At 63.8% G+C, this 18,365-nt stretch carries 18 protein-coding genes; 7 read left to right on the forward strand and 11 right to left on the reverse strand.

What is annotated here, in order from left to right; translation table 11 throughout:
• The first annotated feature begins 30 nt into the window (after window positions 1-30).
• The 3 genes from AC0L2V_RS03010 to AC0L2V_RS03020 all read left to right on the forward strand — a co-directional run bounded on the left by AC0L2V_RS03010 (window position 31) and on the right by AC0L2V_RS03020 (window position 2,566).
• Window positions 31-1,083: an ABC transporter permease subunit gene (locus AC0L2V_RS03010; protein ID WP_473511444.1), complete on the forward strand. Its 1,053-nt coding sequence runs from the start codon at window positions 31-33 to the stop codon at window positions 1,081-1,083.
• Window positions 1,076-1,831: an ATP-binding cassette domain-containing protein gene (locus tag AC0L2V_RS03015; protein WP_029348404.1), complete on the forward strand. Its 756-nt coding sequence runs from the start codon at window positions 1,076-1,078 to the stop codon at window positions 1,829-1,831. The genes AC0L2V_RS03010 and AC0L2V_RS03015 overlap by 8 nt, the downstream gene beginning before the upstream one ends.
• Window positions 1,832-2,323: 492 nt before the next feature.
• The gene (locus AC0L2V_RS03020) at window positions 2,324-2,566 is read left to right on the forward strand and encodes a DUF768 domain-containing protein (protein WP_027156330.1); all 243 of its coding nucleotides are present in this window, start codon (window positions 2,324-2,326) and stop codon (window positions 2,564-2,566) included.
• 170 nt (window positions 2,567-2,736) lie between these two features.
• Here the strand turns inward: AC0L2V_RS03020 and AC0L2V_RS03025 are convergent, their stop codons facing one another.
• Together AC0L2V_RS03025 and xseA are read right to left on the reverse strand one after the other, a co-directional pair.
• Entirely contained in the window at window positions 2,737-3,870 is a 1,134-nt protein-coding gene (locus AC0L2V_RS03025) for a DmpA family aminopeptidase (protein WP_473519412.1), read from the reverse strand.
• A 9-nt stretch (window positions 3,871-3,879) separates the two neighbouring features.
• Window positions 3,880-5,445, reverse strand: coding sequence for an exodeoxyribonuclease VII large subunit (xseA, locus tag AC0L2V_RS03030; RefSeq protein ID WP_473519366.1), 1,566 nt, complete (start codon window positions 5,443-5,445; stop codon window positions 3,880-3,882).
• Window positions 5,446-5,560: 115 nt separating this feature from the next.
• Here xseA and AC0L2V_RS03035 point away from each other — a divergent pair, with 115 nt between their 5' ends.
• On the forward strand, window positions 5,561-7,774 hold the full coding sequence (locus tag AC0L2V_RS03035; protein WP_473519367.1) for a putative bifunctional diguanylate cyclase/phosphodiesterase: 2,214 nt from the start codon (window positions 5,561-5,563) through the stop codon (window positions 7,772-7,774).
• Between the two features lie 3 nt (window positions 7,775-7,777).
• Here AC0L2V_RS03035 and AC0L2V_RS03040 read toward each other — a convergent pair whose 3' ends face one another.
• Window positions 7,778-8,728 (reverse strand): LysR substrate-binding domain-containing protein, encoded by a 951-nt coding sequence (locus AC0L2V_RS03040; RefSeq protein WP_473519368.1) that lies wholly within the window; start codon window positions 8,726-8,728, stop codon window positions 7,778-7,780.
• A gap of 233 nt (window positions 8,729-8,961) precedes the next feature.
• On the opposite strand from AC0L2V_RS03040, the gene AC0L2V_RS03045 reads away from it, so the two are divergent.
• Window positions 8,962-9,246: a DUF1127 domain-containing protein gene (locus tag AC0L2V_RS03045; protein WP_473519369.1), complete on the forward strand. Its 285-nt coding sequence runs from the start codon at window positions 8,962-8,964 to the stop codon at window positions 9,244-9,246.
• Window positions 9,247-9,384: 138 nt separating this feature from the next.
• Here AC0L2V_RS03045 and AC0L2V_RS03050 read toward each other — a convergent pair whose 3' ends face one another.
• The 5 genes from AC0L2V_RS03050 to AC0L2V_RS03070 all read right to left on the reverse strand — a co-directional run bounded on the left by AC0L2V_RS03050 (window position 9,385) and on the right by AC0L2V_RS03070 (window position 14,207).
• Window positions 9,385-9,609, reverse strand: a complete 225-nt coding sequence (locus AC0L2V_RS03050; protein WP_091595262.1) for a type II toxin-antitoxin system HicB family antitoxin — start codon at window positions 9,607-9,609, stop codon at window positions 9,385-9,387.
• A gap of 261 nt (window positions 9,610-9,870) precedes the next feature.
• Window positions 9,871-10,758: a DUF937 domain-containing protein gene (locus AC0L2V_RS03055; RefSeq protein ID WP_473519370.1), complete on the reverse strand. Its 888-nt coding sequence runs from the start codon at window positions 10,756-10,758 to the stop codon at window positions 9,871-9,873.
• Window positions 10,759-10,872: 114 nt separating this feature from the next.
• A complete protein-coding gene (locus AC0L2V_RS03060; protein ID WP_473519371.1) occupies window positions 10,873-12,246 on the reverse strand; it encodes a glutamate--cysteine ligase in 1,374 nt (457 codons plus the stop codon).
• Between the two features lie 257 nt (window positions 12,247-12,503).
• Window positions 12,504-13,238 (reverse strand): 16S rRNA (uracil(1498)-N(3))-methyltransferase, encoded by a 735-nt coding sequence (locus AC0L2V_RS03065; RefSeq protein WP_473519413.1) that lies wholly within the window; start codon window positions 13,236-13,238, stop codon window positions 12,504-12,506.
• Window positions 13,239-13,547: 309 nt separating this feature from the next.
• Complete coding sequence (locus tag AC0L2V_RS03070; protein ID WP_473519372.1) at window positions 13,548-14,207, reverse strand: hypothetical protein; 660 nt, start codon at window positions 14,205-14,207, stop codon at window positions 13,548-13,550.
• A gap of 87 nt (window positions 14,208-14,294) precedes the next feature.
• Between AC0L2V_RS03070 and AC0L2V_RS03075 the strand changes: the two genes are divergently transcribed.
• Both AC0L2V_RS03075 and AC0L2V_RS03080 read left to right on the forward strand, forming a co-directional pair.
• Window positions 14,295-14,993, forward strand: coding sequence for a type 1 glutamine amidotransferase (locus AC0L2V_RS03075; protein WP_473519414.1), 699 nt, complete (start codon window positions 14,295-14,297; stop codon window positions 14,991-14,993).
• 283 nt (window positions 14,994-15,276) lie between these two features.
• A complete protein-coding gene (locus AC0L2V_RS03080; RefSeq protein ID WP_473511478.1) occupies window positions 15,277-15,408 on the forward strand; it encodes a hypothetical protein in 132 nt (43 codons plus the stop codon).
• A 5-nt stretch (window positions 15,409-15,413) separates the two neighbouring features.
• On the opposite strand, the gene AC0L2V_RS03085 is transcribed toward AC0L2V_RS03080, so the two are convergent.
• The 3 genes from AC0L2V_RS03085 to AC0L2V_RS03095 are packed head-to-tail and all read right to left on the reverse strand — an operon-like array spanning window position 15,414 to window position 18,212.
• Window positions 15,414-16,187: a metallophosphoesterase gene (locus AC0L2V_RS03085; RefSeq protein WP_473519415.1), complete on the reverse strand. Its 774-nt coding sequence runs from the start codon at window positions 16,185-16,187 to the stop codon at window positions 15,414-15,416.
• A 35-nt stretch (window positions 16,188-16,222) separates the two neighbouring features.
• Window positions 16,223-17,353 (reverse strand): alpha-hydroxy acid oxidase, encoded by a 1,131-nt coding sequence (locus tag AC0L2V_RS03090; RefSeq protein ID WP_473519373.1) that lies wholly within the window; start codon window positions 17,351-17,353, stop codon window positions 16,223-16,225.
• A gap of 55 nt (window positions 17,354-17,408) precedes the next feature.
• Complete coding sequence (locus AC0L2V_RS03095) at window positions 17,409-18,212, reverse strand: FadR/GntR family transcriptional regulator (RefSeq protein ID WP_473519374.1); 804 nt, start codon at window positions 18,210-18,212, stop codon at window positions 17,409-17,411.
• Window positions 18,213-18,365 lie beyond the last annotated feature (153 nt).

Here is an 18,365-nt window from a genome sequence, read left to right on the forward strand (position 1 = left end):
TTGAGGCCGCTCTGCGGATCGGAACCATTCATGACTTTAACATCGCCAACCGAAACGCATGTCGCTCCTCAGGCGGATCACGGTGATCCGGCCAGGAGCTGGCTCGCACGCGTCGCCGAAGGGCGCGCCTGGCTGTTCCTCGCCGGCCTGATCATCTGTTTCGAGGTCTGGTCGAGGCTCTCCTTCGGCGCGACCTTCGTGCTCAACCCGTTCAACGTGCAGTCGATTGCGATATTCGCCGTGGCGCCGTTGCTGCTGGCGACCGGGCAGACCTTCGTCATCATTTCGGGAGGCATCGACCTCTCGCTGGGCTTCATCATGGGTCTCGCGGCCGTCGTCGCCGCCCACGCCACCAATATGGCTGGCGTCGCCATGCCGGTGCCTCTGGCCATGCTGTTGGGCATTCTGGCGGCCGTGATCGTCGCCGGCGTGCCTGGCGTCATCAATGGCTTGCTGATCTCGCGCCTCAGAATTCCCCCTTTCATCGGCACGCTTGGCATGTTTGGCGTGGCGCGCGGCGCTGCGTTCCTGCTGGCCGGCGGCACGACGGTGCCGGTCCAGAATTCCTGGTTCGCGCTGCTTGGCAACGGCAGGTTCTACGGGGTGCCTTATCTCGTCATCATTGCCGCCGTCTTTGTCGTGGTGATGCACTACATCCTGAGCCAGACCCGGTTCGGCCAGCATAACTACGCCATCGGCGCCAATGTGCAGGCGGCGCGGCGCGCCGGCATCGACATCAGGGGCCACATCCTGCGCCTCTACGTGCTTTCGGCGATGTGCGCCGGCCTCGGGGGCGCGCTCTATGCAGCGCGCTTCACCGCCGGCGCCGCCCAAGCCGGCGAACCGTTGCTGCTTGACAGCGTCGCAGCTGTGGTGATCGGCGGCGCCAGCCTGTTCGGTGGCTCCGGCACCATTTTTGGGACGGTCGCCGGCGCCTTGGTCATTGCGGTCATTCAATACGGGCTGGTCTTCGTCAATGTCGAGCCGTTCTGGCAGTTCATCGCCGTCGGCCTCGTCATCATCATCTCCGTCCTTATCGACCAGGCGCAGCGCCGGTTCAGTGGAGCTCGCCAGGATGAATAGTTCCGAACAAACCACCCCCCTTCTCGAAGTCCGGCACCTTTCCAAGCATTTCGGCGCGGTACAGGCGCTGAACGATTTCTCCATGGCCGTGCGGCCGGGCGAAGTGGTGGCGCTGGCCGGCGACAACGGCGCCGGCAAGACGACGCTGATCAAGGCGATATCGGGCGTCTTTCAGCCGACCGGCGGTGAAATTCTGCTGAGGGGGCAGCCGGTCACCTTCGCGACGCCGCAGGAGGCGCGCGAAAAAGGCATCGAGACCATTTACCAGGATCTCGCTCTCGCCGACAATCTGTCCATCGGCGCCAATATCTTCCTCGGCCGTGAACCCATGCGCAAGGCTTTCGGTTTCTTGCCGGTGCTCGACCGCAAGGCGATGGCCGTCGCCGCCAAGCAGACGATGGGGCGGCTGGACTTCCATGTCAGCCGGCTTGACGCCCCGGTCAGCAATTTCTCCGGCGGTCAACGGCAGGCCGTTGCCATCGGCCGGGCCGTCTATTGGGACGCACAGATCCTGATCATGGACGAACCGACCGCGGCCCTCGGCGTGCCGGAGCAGCGCAAGGTCATCTCGCTCATCCACCAGCTCAAGGCGCAAGGCCGGGGCGTGATCTTCATCTCGCACAATCTGCAGGACATTTTCGCCGTTTCCGACCGCATCGTCGTGCTGCGCCGCGGCATCCAGGCCGGCGAGCGCAAGATCTCGGAAACCAATCATGACGAAGTCGTCAAGCTGATGGTTGGCGGATAGGCCGAGCGCCCGACCGATTTCCGGCGAAATATGCTCGCCCCCGACGATGACAAAATGCCATCCAGATACGCTCGGCGCGGCGGAAAGAAGCAGGTCGGCGAGCAGAGTCGACATTGCTTCAGGATGTCACTATATAGCGGCGGCTTTGGCCGCGTATCCTAGGGTTGCGCAGCGAATGGCGCCGCAAACGTGCCACGTAATGTGATACCTATTGTCATACAAATTGACTGGATTGCCGGAAAATAACAAGTAGAAACAATGGCGCGATCCGGGACCTGATCCCAGCCAACGGTGCCAGTCTGCTCAGGAAAATAGAATCTCCTTCAGAATTAGAATGTGCTCCTTGAACCTTCGATTTCCGTCAGCCCTGTGGAGCTTGGGCAAGATCGGCTTGCCGGGTGACGGCGACTCGGTTGGAATAGGAGCGTGCATCTTTTCGGGGATGCCGGCGTTTATGATTACCAACCGGCGCAGCCGCCAGGGAACAGCAGCATGAGCGAACACGCGATCGAGTTCTTGCAGGAGTGGATCGGCGAAAAGGTCCACTGCCAGTCCTCGCTGGACAGGATCGAGGAGCAGGCCGAGACCCTCGCCAAGGAATGCGCGGCGAAGGCTGCTGAGGCCGGCATACCGCTGGAGGATATCCAGGAAGAGGTCGGCGACATTCAGGAACTTATCGCGTCGAGGCTGGAAGAGGCGGCTGAGGCCGACCAGGACGAAAAGAATTCGGACTAATGCATGTCGCCCAAAAGTGCGCAGCGGTTTTGGGATAACGACATGCATAAAACAAAGAACTAAATGGCGTCGCATGAATCCCTTCAAACGCGACGCGCTTTAGCGAGTGACATGCCGACCCGGCAAAAGGCGTCTATTCACCTGTGCGACGCGTGACACGCCACACAGGTCTACTTTCCCTGCCTAGCCCCGAATTTGCTCTTGAGCCATGCCTTTGGCAGCGCCGGCACGAAATTGCCGTCGCGCCCGGTCATGTCGTCATTGGCGACCAGCGCATTGAGGATCGCTTCCTCCACACTCCCGATCACGGCGTCGAAGAACGGGTCGATGTCGGTATCCGGGATAAAGTCGGCGCTGGCGATGCGGCCTGGCGGCGCCAGCGCCGCCTCGCGGTTGGCGGTCGAAAAGGCCAGGAAAATATCGCCCGAGCTGTGATAGCCGAAGCCGCCGGTCATGGCGACGCCGAGCGGCACCCGGCGGGCCAGCCGCTTCATCTGATGCGGCAGCAACGGCGCATCGGTGGCGACGATCCCGATGATTGAACCCTTTTCCGCACGCGGCGTGCTTTCGCGGATCGCCGGTTCGACGAGATCGGGCCCGGCGCGCAGGCCGCGAATGGTAAAATTGCTCCGCCTGCCGAAATTCGCCTGCACGAAGGCGCCGACCGTGTAGCGCCGGCCGTGCCATTCGACGAGGCGCGATGCCGTGCCGGAGCCTGCCTTGAAACCGAAGGCGATCATGCCGGTGCCGCCGCCGACGCTGCCTTCCTCGATCGATCCGCAGGTCGCGCCATCGAGGGCCGCGGCGACATGCTCAAACCCGAGATGGTGGCCATTGATGTCGTTCAGGAAGCCGTCATAGGTCTCCGCCGCCACCGGCAGGCCCCAGCCGCTGTCGAGCGCGGCCGGCAGCACGCGCTGCATCCAGCGCAGCGTTGCGTCGCGTGAAACGCCGCAGGAATGCGTGTTGGTGATGGTGATCGGAAAATTGAAGGCACCGGTTTCCTCGATGATGTGCGAGCCGGTCAATTCGCCATTGCCGTTCTGGCCGAAAATGCCGGCAAAGACCGGCGTGGCCAGTTCGGCGCGCGGTCTGGGCAGGATGGCGGTCACGCCGGTGCGCACCGGCCCCTCGCCGACCACCAGCGCACCTTCGCCCGAAATCAGCGTCGAATAACCGACCGCAACGCCAGCCACATCGGTGATGGCGTTGAACGGTCCGGGCGTGCCGTCAAAACGAATGCCGAAGGCTCGCGCGCGCTGCTTGCCGGAAGGCGTCGTCTGGTGATGTGGATTGCCGGAAATCATCGGCACTCAAAACAGCGAGCCTTGGCTGCCAGGCTCCTTGGCTTTGGCGGCCGGCTTTGCAACAGTTTTCGGCCGTGCCGTGCCGCTGGTCGCAATCGCATCGGCGGTCCCGTCGGCGAACTCCAGCGAAAGTGCCAGCCCCGGCGTCACTTCCGCCGCTTGCTTGATCACCGCCCCGTCGGCGTCTTTCACCAGGGCGAAGCCGCGCGCCAGCACCGCCTTGTGCGACAGCGTCGCCAGCAGCCGGTCGGCCTGGGTCAGTTTCCCGCGCAAGCGCTCGAGCCGCACCGAAATCACCCGGTCCTGTCGTCGCGACAGCGCCACTAGGGCATCTGCCTGCAATTTCTGCCGCCTTGCGAGCGGCGCCGGCGACAGCCGCGCCGCGGTGCGCGAAAACCGCGTTCGCCGCTCGCGCACGATGGCGAAGAACGCCGCTTGCGCGCGGCCAAGGTCGCGGCCGGCCAGTGTGCGGGCCTCGTTCATGCGTCGCGACAGGGTGGCCGGCGTCAGCCGCTGCGCCTGGAGCCTGGCTCGCTTGCGCTGGACGCTGACGGACAGCGCCCGGCCAAGCCGGCTCGTCGCCTCGTCGAAACGCCGGCGCGGCAATGCCAGCAACTGGTCGGGCGAGGGCAGCGCCCGGGTGGCGGCACGCACCGCCTGGCGCTTGCGCTCGAAATTGCGCGACACCGCGGCCTTGAGCCGCGCACCAAGGCCGGCAAGCGTCACTTCGAGGTCGGCGCGTACGGGCACGGCGATTTCGGCGGCACCCGTCGGTGTCGGCGCCCGCACATCCGCCGCCAGGTCGATCAGCGTCCAGTCCGTTTCATGGCCGACGGCGGAAATCACCGGAATGCGCGAGGCGGCGACGGCGCGGGCCAGCGCCTCGTCATTGAACCCCCAAAGATCCTCGAGGCTGCCGCCGCCGCGCGCCACGATCAGCAGGTCGGGCTGCGGGATGACGCCATCCTGCGCCAGTCCGTTGAAGCCGTTGACGGCGGCGGTCACTTCGGCGCCGGCCGTTTCGCCCTGCACCCGCACCGGCCAGACTAGCACATGCAGCGGAAACCGATCCTTGATCCGGTGGATGATGTCGCGGATGACAGAGCCTGTCGGCGAGGTGACGACGCCGATGACGCGCGGCATGAACGGCAGCAAGCGCTTGCGGCCGGCATCGAACAGGCCTTCGGCCTGCAGCCGGCGCTTGCGCTCTTCCAGCAGTGCCATCAGCGCCCCGGCGCCGGCGGGCTCCAGATTGTCGATGACGATCTGGTAGGTGGACTTTCCGGGATAGGTGGTGAGCCGGCCGGTGGCGATCACCTCCATGCCTTCTTCAGGGCGGAATTTCAGCCGGCCCATCGTAGTCTTCCAGACCACGGCGTCGAGCCGTGCGCGGTCGTCCTTGAGGCAGAAATAAGCATGGCCGGAGGAGTGCGGCCCGCGATAGCCTGATATTTCGCCGCGCACCCTCACATTGCCGAAGACGTCCTCGACCGTGCGCTTCAGCGCGCCGGAAATCTCGCTGACCGTGTATTCGGTGGCGTTGGTACGTGATTCGGATGCAGCGTCGCTCATTGGCCGATTGGGGGGCGGTTGTTGGCCGGCGTCAAGGCCGTCGCTCGTAGCCGATGTCATAACTCGATCTTAACCCGATCTGATGACTGTGCGGAAAAGAGAGTGGCCAGGACGCATGAGCCGTCGTCTTCAACGCAGCCCATTAACGTTCCAGGTCACGCTGACGGTGATGGCGCTTGCCATTTTCGCGCTTGCCATGGTCGTCGGCTTTGGCTTTTACGCCACTGTGCAGGCGGATAGCGTCTCCCTCGAGCGGCAGAAAATCCTTTTCGCCAACGGCATGCGGGACCGGATCGCGGCGGTGGATCGCGAGCAGGAAAGCATCGCCGTCTGGGACGATTCCGTCATCAATGCCAAGGCCGGCAACGTGGACTGGATGATCGATAACATCAGCGTCTGGATGTATTCCTACTATGGGCATGATCGCGTCTATGTACTGGATGCCGCCGATCGTCCGGTCCATGCGATGCGTGAAGGAAACGTGCTGGCGCCGGCGCGTTACAGCGAGGATAAACCGGTTCTGTTGCCCACGGTCGAAAGGGTGCGCCGGTTGATCCGCGAGCCGGCGAAAGAAGACTTGGCCGGCGGTCCGGTCAAATTGGCCGCAGGGGATCTGGTGGAGCTTGACGGAAAACCTGCCATCCTTAGCATCATGCCGCTGGTGCCGAGTTCCGACCGCGTCATCCAGGCGCCTGGCAGCGAATACCTTCATATCTCGGTGGACTTCATCACCGACGCGTTGCTGGCCAAGATCGCCGGGCAATATCTGTTGGCGGGCGCCCGCCTGCTGCCGTTGTCGCAGCCGGTCGGCGGGGCTGCCATTCCGCTGGTCGACTCACGCGGCGTCATCCTGGCCTATGCCGGCTGGGATCAGGAGCGGCCCGGCAGCGCGCTTGTGCGCGAGGCAGGGCCGGCCCTGATCGGTGGCGCGCTGCTCGCGGCAGGTGTCCTGGCATTCCTGCTGCGCCGCCTCCGCCGTGCATCGTCGGCGCTGCAGACCAGTCAGGCCGAGGCGCAGTATCTCGCCTTCCACGACACGCTCACCGGCCTTCCCAACCGGGCGCTGTTCGAGGACCGGCTCCGGCGTGCTTTGCTCACGGCCAGTCACGAAACAGCCAAAGTGGCACTGCTTTATCTCGACCTCGACCGTTTCAAGCACGTCAACGACACGCTTGGCCATCCTGCCGGCGACGAGCTTGTCCGCCAGACCGCCGCGAGGCTCCAGCAGGCAATCCGGGAGGTCGACACGGTGGCACGGCTCGGCGGCGATGAGTTCGCCATGATCTTGATTGATGTTAACGACATCCGAGGCGCCGAAGATGTTTCGGAGGGTCTGCTTCAAAAGCTGCAGGAGCCGTTCAAGCTGGCCGACGACCAGGTTTTTGTCAGCGCCAGCATCGGCATAGCATTGTCGACCGGTCCGGATGCCGATGCGGACGACTTGCTGCGCAAGGCCGATATCGCGCTTTACGAAGCCAAGAAGAACGGCCGCGGCCGCTACCAGGTCTTCGCCGGCGACATGGACGACCTGCTGTTGCGCAAGCGCCAGGTTGAGAGCGAGCTTCGCCACGCCCTGAATGGCGGAACCGGGATCAAGCTGGCGTATCAGCCGATCTTTGCGGCGGACGGCAGCACGATCCTCGGTGCCGAGGCGCTGATCCGCTGGGGACATGAGGTCCACGGTGGCTTGCCGCCGGCACAATTCATCGCTATCGCCGAAGAACGTGGCATGATCGGCCAGCTTGGCAAATGGGTGCTGCAAGAGGCTTGCCGCTTCGCTGTCGGCACAGAATTGCCTTGGGTGGCCGTCAACGTGTCGCCGCTGCAACTGCGCGACACCGGTTTCGCCGAGCAGCTTGCGGCAGTTCTCGCCGAGACCGGATTGGCGCCAGGGCGCCTGCAGCTCGAGATCACCGAGGGCGTGCTGTTGGACAACAACGATACGACCAGGGCGGCTCTGGCTGCCTTGCGCCGGTCGGGGATCGCCATAGTGCTCGACGATTTCGGCACCGGCTATTCGTCGCTGAACTATCTGCGCCGCCACGCCATCGACAAGCTCAAGATCGACCGCTCCTTCGTGAACCTCCTCGGCCGCGACGAGAGTTCGGCGGCGATCGTCAGGGCGCTGGTCGATCTTGCCGACGCTCTTAACGTCGGCGTCACCGCGGAAGGCGTGGAGACCGAGGAGCAAAAGGCGCTGCTCGTCGCCATGGGCTGCCGAGAGTTTCAGGGCCATCTGCTGTCGCTGCCGCTGGAGCCGGCGCAATTGCTGCGGCTGGCCGGCCTTTTGCCTGGCAACGACAGCACGCCGGCAGCAGTATCCGCCTGATCCTTACCAGCCCGGCACGATCTGGTTCGGCTTGCCCCGCTTCATCTTCGAAAAGGCTGCGAAGTCGAAGTTTCCCGTCTCTTCGCCGAGCGGCACGGAAATATTGTCGAGGCTTTCCGAAATGTGACGGGCCAGCGCGTCGACGATCTCCGGCCGCGACGTCTGGCCGCGCATGATGCCGATGCGGCAATCGGGCAGGGCGCCGAATCCGTCGGGTTCGCCCAGAACCCGCATGCCGGGGCGCAGCGCGCATTCCGGCAGCACCGAGATCGCCAGGCCGGAAAGCACCGCGGCGGTGATGACTGTCGCCGAGAAGCTGGTGAACAGGATGCGGTAGTCGCGGTTCTGCCGGTCAAGCACGTCGACCGCGGCCCGCCGCCAGATGCAGTTCGGCCGGCCGAAGGCCATCGGCAGAACGTCCTGTTCATGCGTCGCATGGTTGGCCGAAGTCACCCACAGCAGCGGTTCGCGCCGCACCACTTCCGACTGGCCGTGCGCGTCACTATGCGTCACCAGTGCCAGATCGAGATTGCCGCGCTTGATATGCTCGACCAGCCCCGGCGTCGGCTCGCAGATCACGGTCAGTTCGACCCGTGGGTTGGAACGGGCGAAGCGGGCCATGATCTCGGGCAGGAAGCGATCGGCATAGTCGTCCGGCGTGCCGATGCGGATCGTGCCTTCGAGCCGCCGGTCGTCGAAGGCGGCCAGCGTTTCCCGATTGAGGAACAGCAACCGTCTTGCGTAGGAGAGCAGCCTGTCGCCTTCCTCGGTCAGCCTGTTGGTGCGCCCGTCCTTTTCGAACAGCGGCTTGCCGATCCGCTCCTCCAGCCGGCGCATCTGCATGGACACCGCCGACTGGGTCCGATGCACCGTTTCCGCCGCGCGGGTGAAGCTGCCGGTGTCGACGATTGAGACGAAGGTCTGCAACTGATCGAGATCGAGTGGCGCTTTCATCGGTCTAATCCATCACTAGAGTTGATGTTAAAGATTAGAAACATTCGTTGGATTAATCAATCGAACGATGGCAAATTTACGACTGTCCACATGACGGCAATGCAGGTCGCCTAAAAGTGGTCACCGGTTTTAGGACAACGACCTGCATTTTCTATGTGAATCGGGACCGGAACGGCGGCTGTTTCCAGCGCCGATCGCCCGTCTTCGTCCGTTCGAATATGAAGGAGACTGACATGGCTACGTTTGATTTCGCCACCGAGACTTCGCGCATCACGTCGCGTCCGGCTATTGCGGCGCGCGTGGTCAACACCATCTCCAATGTCTATCGCGCTTGGAAAAACCGCCGCGCCTTCTATCGCCTTGGCGAGATGTCGGACGCCGAACTTGCCGACATCGGCTTGACGCGCGGCGATCTCCACGTCGCCATCGACGTGCCGTTCGGCCGCGATCCAACCGAGAGGCTTCGCGCCATCGCGGCCGATCGCACGGAAACGATCGAGGATATTGCCCGCAGGTGACCTGATCGCGCTGGCTGCGTGCCCTTTGGGGCACGGCGCTAAAGGACTTCGCAGGCCCCCACTCCCTGCCGGTTTCCCCGCCGGCCCGCCTGCGCACTGCCCGGTCCTCCCAAGGATCGGGCATTTTTCTTTTTGAAATCAGGCGAAGGCCAGCTTTCGCGACGGCCGTGGTACCGATCTACCAACTTCGTGCGCGGCTTCTATCCAGGATGATATGGCGTCCTGGACGTTCGCGATGGCCTCTTCAGGAGTATCGCCATCGCTCATGCAGCCGGGCAGGTCAGGTACCAGCGCCGAAAATCCGCCCCCATCTTCCGTAGCCAGCGGTGCGATGACGACCGGATATTCAAGTTTTCCCGTCATGTCTCTTTGCCTCGTCGATGAATGCCACGAGTTTTCGAATATATACGGGTTTGATGGGGCGTTTGAAAGGCACGGTCAGAATGTCGGTCATTGCTGAATGATAGACCTTGTAATGCGACCCACCGGATCTTGGCGGCACACAATGGACGCCTGCCTCGTCACAAACTGCCTTTGCATCCGATATTGACCAATCGCCGCGAGGGTTGCGGCGCATCTGCTCCAATCTTCTGCTCACAGGATCTCGACTCGGGTGCTGCCACGCTAGCGCCGGTCCATGCCTCGCTTGAACTGATCGAAGATCGACTCCATGCCCTTCTGGTAATCGTCGCGTTGCTGCGCACCTGCCTCGAACATCTTGCCGAACAAATCGTCGAACGGATTGCGTGGCCTGCCGCTCGGATTGGTCTGCGGCTGCGGCGTTTCGCGCTGCTGCGGCGCCTGACGCGGCTGCGTCTGTTGTACACCACCGCCGAACATGTCCTGCAGTACCTTGCCGAGCGGATTGTCGCCGTAGGGATTGGGCGCCTGCTGCGGCTGACCCTGCGGCTGCTGCGCGCCGCCGAACATGTCCTGCAGCACCTTGCCGAACGGATTGTCCATCGGGCCGGGCTGCGGTGCCTGGCGCTGTTGCGGCGCCTGCGCGCCGCCGCCGGCCTGCCGCATCATCTGCTCGATGATCTCGCCGAGCGGATTGCTGCCGCCGCCGAATCCGCCTGCTGCCTGCATCTGATTTGTGGTCTGCTTGAACAGGCCGCCCATCATCATCGAAGCCACGACCGGCAACATCTGCTGCAAGATCTGCTGGCTGACGCCGCTCGCCTGCGCTGCCTGGCTGGCAACGGCGCGGGACAGGTCTTTTGAGCCGAACAGATGGCCAAGAATGCCGTTGCCTTCATCGACGCCCTGCGGCGAGAAGGCACGGCCTGCGTCCTCGAAATATTTGGCGTGCTGGCCACTGGCCATTGCCGTCATGAACGCGCCGAGCCCGTAGGGGTCGGAGGTGCTGCGCTTCAGCCCCTGTGAAAAGGCCGGCAGCAGCGCCTCGACCGCCGATTGCGCTTGCTGCTGCGAAAGGCCGAACTGTTGGGCCAGGGCCTGCATGCCGTTACCGTTCTGCGCCTGCGCCAGAATGTCGAACAAGGAAGCCATTGGTTTTCTCCTCGGGAAAATCCTCGTAGGAGAGCCTACCGCATCGGCCCGAAAATCGGAATCGATTTCGGAAAGCGCGTTTCCCGAGCCGTCGGCCAAGCCGATAGCAAACGGCTAATACGCATACTCCATGAACACCGGCTCGATCGAGCCACCCCAGCGCGTATGATAGGCGGAAAGCAGTTCCTCGGCGCTGGTGGTGCCGCGCGCGACGACTTCGTCCAGCGTGCTGAGGAACGACGTTTCGTCATAGCCGTCGCGGTTCTTGCGGCCGCGGTTCTTCAGCCCCATGCGCGAGATGACGAGCACGTCGCGGGCGATCTCGCGCAGTGTCGTGTTGCGGAACGGCGCCGAAATGCCCTGTTCCGGCACGGCGTTGCGCATCGCCAGCACCTCTTCATAGCTCCAACTCGAGGTCAGCGCCTCGGCCGCGTCGAGCGCCGCCGCGTCGTAGAGCAGCCCGACCCAAAAAGCCGGCAGCGCGCAGATGCGCCGCCACGGTCCGCCATCGGCGCCGCGCATTTCAAGGAAACGCTTCAGTCGCACGTCGGGAAACAGCGTCGACAAATGGTTCGCCCAATCGCCCATCGTCGGCAGCCCGTCAGAAATCTCGTTGCGGGCCGCACCTGCCATGAACTGGCGGAAGGTGACGTGCGTCATGTCGTGGTAGTTGCCGTCGCGGATGACGAAGTACATCGGCACGTCGAGCGCCCATTCGACATAGTCGGCGAAGCCGAAATCGGGCGAGAAGCAGAAGTCGAGCAGGCCCGAGCGCTGGTTGTCGGTGTCGCGCCAGATGTCGCCGCGCCAGCTCTGAAATCCGTTGGGCCGGCCCTCAGTGAACGGCGAGTTGGCGAACAGCGCCGTCGACAGCGGCTGCAGCTTCAGCGACACCTGCATCTTGCGGCGCATGTCGGCCTCGCTCTCGAAGTCGAGATTCACCTGGATGGTGCAGGTGCGGTACATCATGTCGAGGCCCTTGCTGCCGACCTTGGGCATGTAGCGCGTCATGATCTCGTAGCGCGATTTTGGCATTTTTGGCGTCTCGGCCAGCGACCATTTCGGGCTGCCGCCGAGGCCGAGGAAGCGGATGCCCATCGGCTCGGCGATCTCGCGCACCTGCGCCAGATGCGCATTGCCCTCGCGGCAGGTCTGGTGGATCGTCTCCAGCGGCGCGCCGGACAGTTCGAACTGGCCGCCGGGTTCCAGCGAGATCGCGCCGCGGCCGGTCGGCTCGACCAGGCCGATGATGCGGCCGGCATCCATGATCGGATCCCAGCCGAGTTTTTCCTGCATGCCTTCGAGAATGGCGCGGATGCCGTGCTCGCCGCCATAGGGCACCGGCGCATTGCCGTCGACATAGAACGGGAATTTCTCGTGTTCGGTGCCGATGCGCCATTTGTCGCGCGGCTTGTTGCCTTCAGCCAGGTGCTCGACAAGCTCGTCGACGCCTTCGATCGGCCGGAAATCGGTTGTGTCGCGCGCCATTACAGGTCCTCTAGCACATGACCCCGAAAATCGGCTTCGATTTTCGGAAAGGATCATGTGCCCAATCAAGTGCTACAGCGTCCTTTGCGCGTCCGAAAGGACGCGCGGCGCTGTAGGTGGTCGGACGACCGCCGGCGCTAGATGGACGAAATGTCAGTAGGCGATCAAGCGAAAAATCCTGAGCCACAGGGTAACGGGAATTGATTGGCTGCTTCTTCCTTCTCCCACAAGGCCCACAAGGGGAGAAGGGAAGTGCCTCACCAATCGCCGATTGTCGCCTGTATCACCGCCAGCGCCGCCACCGCAGCCGTGTCGGCGCGCAGGATGCGCGGCCCGAGCGGAATCGCGGTGACGAAAGGCAGCGTCCGCAGCATCCTTCGTTCCACGTCGGAAAACCCGCCCTCGGGGCCGACCAGCAGCCCGAGCTTCTTCTCCCGCACCTCCTGCAGCGCCGGCAGCGGATTGTTGGTGGAAGCATCCTCGTCGCAGTAGATCAACCGCCGCTCCTTGTCCCAGCCGGCCAGCAGGCGCTCGATTTTTTCCGCTTCGCGCACTTCCGGCACCGCAAGGATGCCGCATTGTTCGGCGGCCTCGACGACATTGGCGCGCAGCCGTTCGATGGCGGGCTTTGCCACCTGCGTGTGCTGGGTAATGACCGGCTGCAGGACGCCGGCGCCCATCTCGACCGCCTTCTGCACCAGATAGTCGAGCCGACCCTGCTTAAGCGGCGCAAAGCAGTAGACGAGGTCGGGCAGCGGCGGCTGCGGCCGCTGCAAGGCCAGCACCTTCAGCCGCACCGTCTTTTTGGACCTGGCGGCGATAGAAGCCGACCATTCGCCGTCGCGGCCGTTGAACAACAGGATTTCGGCGCCCTCGCCGAGCCGCAGCACATGCATCAGGTAATGGCCCTGCTGCGGGCTCGCCTCGAACTCGATATCCGGTCCGAGATCGTCCGGCACGAACAGCCGCTGCATCTTGTAATTGGCGCGCATCGCCGAGGAATGGGCGAGCCGGCTCGTGGCGTCAAGTCTCGGCCGAGGGATGCCAAGCCCAATCGCTACATGTTTGAATTTGCCGTCACCCTCTCGCGCGTTTGCGCTGCCCCTCACCTGCCTGCCGGCATCCTCTCCCCGTATAGTGACGGGGAGAGGGGCGCTGTCGTCGCCGGTTTCGCAAATCGCGGGCGCAGCAAGTAGAGCGCCGACGTTGCGGTCAGCCCCTTCTCCCCGTCACTATACGGGGAGAAGTGCCCGGCAGGGCGATGAGGGGCAGCGCCGAGGTCGACACCAGAAGCGAAACCGTCATTCGTCCGAAGCGATTGCTTTGGCGGGATGCCAGACAGGTTGGTAGCCCTGCCTCAGCACAGCAACGGTGGTCGTCGGCGTGAGCAGGCGGATTGGAACGTCAGTAAAACCGGCGAACCCTACCGGTTGGCCATAACCGCTGAAACTCCAGGGCAGTGCGGCGCCGTCAAACAGGGCGTACGCCCTGTTTCCTGACGAGATCATCGAGCCGTCCGGCAACCCGGCAAGCTCTTCTGCGGATACGACCGGTGCCTGCCCACCCGACGCCGGCCGCTCCCTATGCAGCCGCTTGTCGACCTGCGGTGCGCGCGGCGCGGCAATGCCGAAGGCGACGCCGAAGCGCCGGACGAAATCCCTGGCCCGCTCGCGCCGGCAGAAGAAGCAGGGCCGATGCCCGGCCGCGAGCGCGGTCACCTCGTCCAGGAAAAACAATTCGGTCCAGCCGGCCTTGCCGCCGTTCCGGTTGCGGCCCATCGGCTCGCGCCGCACATCGCGGAATCCGCAGACGCAGATGATCCAGGCCTGCAGCGCCCAGCGTTTTTTCAGCAGCGCCTTCGTTTCGGGGTCATGGATGATGCCGCGATTGCCCATGAACAGGCCGCGCTCCGGCACGGCGTGGATGACGCCGAACGGGTCGACCCGATTCTGCAGTGGCATAGCTTTCTCCCCGAATGCGTATCTTGGCCGGAATGACGGCGGCATGATATCGCTCGTCGCATCGTTTTCATGTCAGCAGGTTTTTCGATGCGGGTGCTGGTGGTCCAGAATTTCGACAGCGAGGGCCTTGGCCAGATCGGCGCAGCGCTTGTCGAGGCAGGCGCCGATATCGACCTGCGCCGGCCCTATGGTGGCGAGATGCTGCCGCAGGACAGCGCTGCGCACGACGCCATGGTCGTGCTCGGCGGCGCCCAGAATGCGCTGGACGACGAGATCTGCCCGTATTTTCCTGAACTTCTCGACCTGACGCGCGATTTCGCCGGCAAGGATCGCGCCGTGCTCGGTATCTGCCTTGGCAGCCAACTGGTGGCGCGCGCCTTCGGCGGCGAGAACCGGATCGGCGGCGCCTCGGAATTCGGCTGGCACAAGGTCTCGCTCACGCCGGCTGCGACGGCCGATCCGGTGCTCGGCGCGCTGCCCGAAAATTTCCCGATCTTCGAATGGCACGACGACACCTTTGTCTTGCCCGAAAATGCCGTGCGGCTCGCCGGCAACGACGTCGCCGAGAACCAGGCGTTTCGCATCGGCCGCGCCGTCTATGGCTTCCAGTTCCATTTCGAGGCGGATCGGCCGATGGTCCGCGACTGGAGCGCATCCTTCGCATCGCTCATTGCCGAACGGCACCCGGACTGGAGCGATCGGCTCGATGACGAAATGGCCCGCCACGGAGCGGCTGCCGATGCCGCCGGGCTGGCCATCGCCCGCGCCTGGGTGGCGACGATCTGATCAGTCAGTATCGACGTTGCATATTTGGCACGCCGGCAAAAATCCGCTGTGGACAGCATGTTTCGTGCTTGGCTTGTGGCCGCCCGCCACCCTAGAAGGCACCCGCTCTGCATCTTCCGTGCAACGCGATGAACCTTTTGGGTCACTCGCGCGACACATCGCCGATACAGAACATGCCTAAAAGCGCGAAATCGTCGAAACTTTAAGACGCATTTTCCGTTTCAACCCATTCGTAACCCACCCCGTGCACAGATGCAGAAAGCCTAACCAAGAGATGACGTCCGTGAAAGCAGCGCTTCTGTCCTTTGTCATGTTGTCGGCCATCTTCTTGTGCGGCCTCGGCACCTACGCCGGCGACGCAGCCAACAACCACAACGCCGTCGACGGCTACGGCGTCACCGCCGCGCTTCGCTAAGCGCTTTAACCCCTCTCGCCCGACACCACCAGGATACGCTTGTCGGCACCGTCGACGACGAGCGCGCTGAGGTTTCCCGTCTGGTAGGCAAGCGTGTCGATATTGACGCGGTTGACCATCACCTCGGCCTCCGGCACCGGCGTGTGGCCATGCACCACGATTTTTGGATGCAGGCCGGAATGAGTGTGGAAGACATCGCGGATCCAGATCAGGTCCTGCGCGCTCTGACTTTCCAGCGCAATGCCCGGCCGGATGCCGGCATGGCAGAAGAAGAAGTCGCCGAAGGTCAGTGAAAACGGCAGCGACTGCAGGAACTCGACATGGCTTTTCGGCACGGCCTCGACAAGTGCTGCATGGCCTTGCCGCAATGCCGCCTCGGACCTGCCGAACCACGCGCCGCCACCTTCATTGAGCGCTACGCCATAGGATTGCGCGGTCTGGATGCCGCCATAGCGCATGAAAAGCCCGTCCGCATCGGGAGTGTCGAGGAAGTCTAGGAAGCCGATGTCGTGGTTGCCGGCGAGCATCAGGTGGCGCGGGTCGCGTTTTCGCACTTCGATCAGGAAATCGATGACGCCCTTGGAGTCCGGGCCGCGGTCGACATAGTCGCCGAGATGGACGACACGCCAGTCGGCCGGCCGCGCCTGGCTGATCTCGGCCGCAATCCGGCGGTACATGGCGGCGAGCAGGTCGAGCCGGCCATGCACGTCGCCGACCGCATAGATGCGCATGCCTTCCGGTCCGCGCGCGTCGAGAAAGTGGATGCCGGGGGCAGTCAATGCTTCCATCTCCGTGATCATGCCGCCACGGGAGTCTAACGCCGAAGCTGATCCTTGCCCATGTCGGTCACCAGACGCTTTCCGCACAGTGCCAGCGTTATGTCCATCTCCTTGCGGATGATTTCCAAGGCTTTGGTGACTCCATCCTTGCCGAGCGCGCCGAGGCCGTAGAGGAAAGGCCGGCCGATATAGGTGCCCTTGGCGCCGAGACACAGCGCCTTCAGCACGTCCTGGCCAGAGCGGATGCCGCCATCCATATGCACTTCGATCGTGTCGCCGACCGCGTCGGCGATTTCTTCCAGTACCGAAATCGACGACGGCGCGCCGTCGAGTTGGCGTCCGCCATGATTGGAGACGATGATCGCGTCGGCGCCGGTCTTGGCCGCCATCAGCGCGTCCTCCTTGTCGAGGATGCCCTTCAGGATCAGCTTGCCGCCCCAGCGCTCCTTGATCCAGGCGACGTCCTTCCACGACAGATGCGGATCGAATTGCTCCGTCGTCCACGACGACAGCGAGTTGAGGTCGCCGACGCCCTTGGCGTGGCCGACGATGTTGCGAAAAGTCCGGCGCTTGGTGCCGGCCATGCCAAGGCACCAGCCCGGCCTGGTCGCCACCTGCCAGACATGCTTCGGCGTGAAGCGCGGCGGCGCCGACAGCCCGTTGCGGATGTCCTTGTGGCGCTGGCCCAGGATCTGCAGGTCGAGCGTCAGCACCAGGGCCGAGCACTTCGCCGCCTTCGCCCTGTCGATGAGACTGAGGACGAAATCCTTGTCGCGCAGCACATAGAGCTGGAACCAGAACGGCTTCCTGGTCACCGATGCGACATCCTCGATCGAGCAGATGCTCATCGTCGACAGCGTGAACGGCACGCCGAATTCCTCCGCCGCCTGCGCCGCCAGCATCTCGCCGTCGGGGTGCTGCATGCCGGTCATGCCGGTCGGCGCCAGCGCCACCGGCATCGCCACCTTCTCGCCGATCATGGTCGATTCCAGCGAGCGGTTGCTCATGTCGACCAGCACGCGCTGGCGGAACTTGATCTTTTGGAAATCCTCCTCATTGGCCCGGTAGGTGCTTTCGGTCCATCCACCGGAATCGGCATAGTCGAAGAACATCTTCGGCACGCGGCGGCGCGCCAGGTCCTTGAGATCGGCGATGGTGAGGATCATGCTCGTGGGCTTCCCGCTGATGGTTCGCTAATTCGTCGCAATTCTTGGCCGGCGCTCACGAGCGTTTTCGTGCCGGCTCGCTGTCGCCGGCTTCCGAGCGCTGCATCAGCCTCAGCCGCGACACGCGTTGCCAGTCGCCGCTGCGCTCGGCCTCGGCCATGGTGCGTTCGACATGGCTGATGTGGTCCATCGCCGCCTGCCGCGCGGCCGCCGGATCGCCGGCCTTGACCGCCGCGTAGATCGCCCGGTGCTGCGAAAGCAGCGCCTCGCGCGCGCCCGGCACGTTGAACACCAGGAGCCGGTTCTGGAACACGCCCTCCGACAGCAGCCGGTAGCACGAGCGCAGCGTGTGCAACAGGATGATGTTGTGCGCGCATTCGCAGATCGCGTGGTGGAACTCGACGTCGATTTCCGCCTCGTCGTCGAAATTGCCGGTCCGGTGCGCCTCGTCCATGCGCGCCATGATGCGGTCGAGCAGCGCCAGGTCGTCTGATGTGGCGCGCCGCGCCGCGTACTCGGCCGCCACCGCCTCGATCTCGCGGCGGTATTCCAGATAGTCGGTCGCCGCCTTGCGATCCATGGAGATCAGGTCCGTCACCGGCTTGGTGAACAGCTGGCCGATGACATCGGCGACATGGGTGCCGCCGCCGGGCCGGGTCGTCAAAAGCCCGCGCCCCTCCAGCGCCTTCAGCGCATCGCGCAGGATCGGCCGCGACACCTCGAACCGGCGCGCCAGCTCGCGCTCGCCCGGCAGCCTGTCGCCGGTGCGCAGAACGCCTTCGAGGATCAGACTCTCGATCTGCTGCACCACCTCGTCGGCGGTGCGGGAATGCTCGATTCTGGAGAAAATGTCGCTCAACGGGGATGGCCTGGGGATTGAACCGGTGTCGCGCAGGATAAGGCCAGTGTCAGCAACTGGTCAAATTATTTATCCAGTTTGCCCGCTTGGCCGAAGCCGATGTCGCCCGGCATATCGCTTTCGGCTAATTTGTTGTTTGCTTGCCCCGGCAAT

The organism is Mesorhizobium sp. WSM4814 (assembly GCF_055811595.1).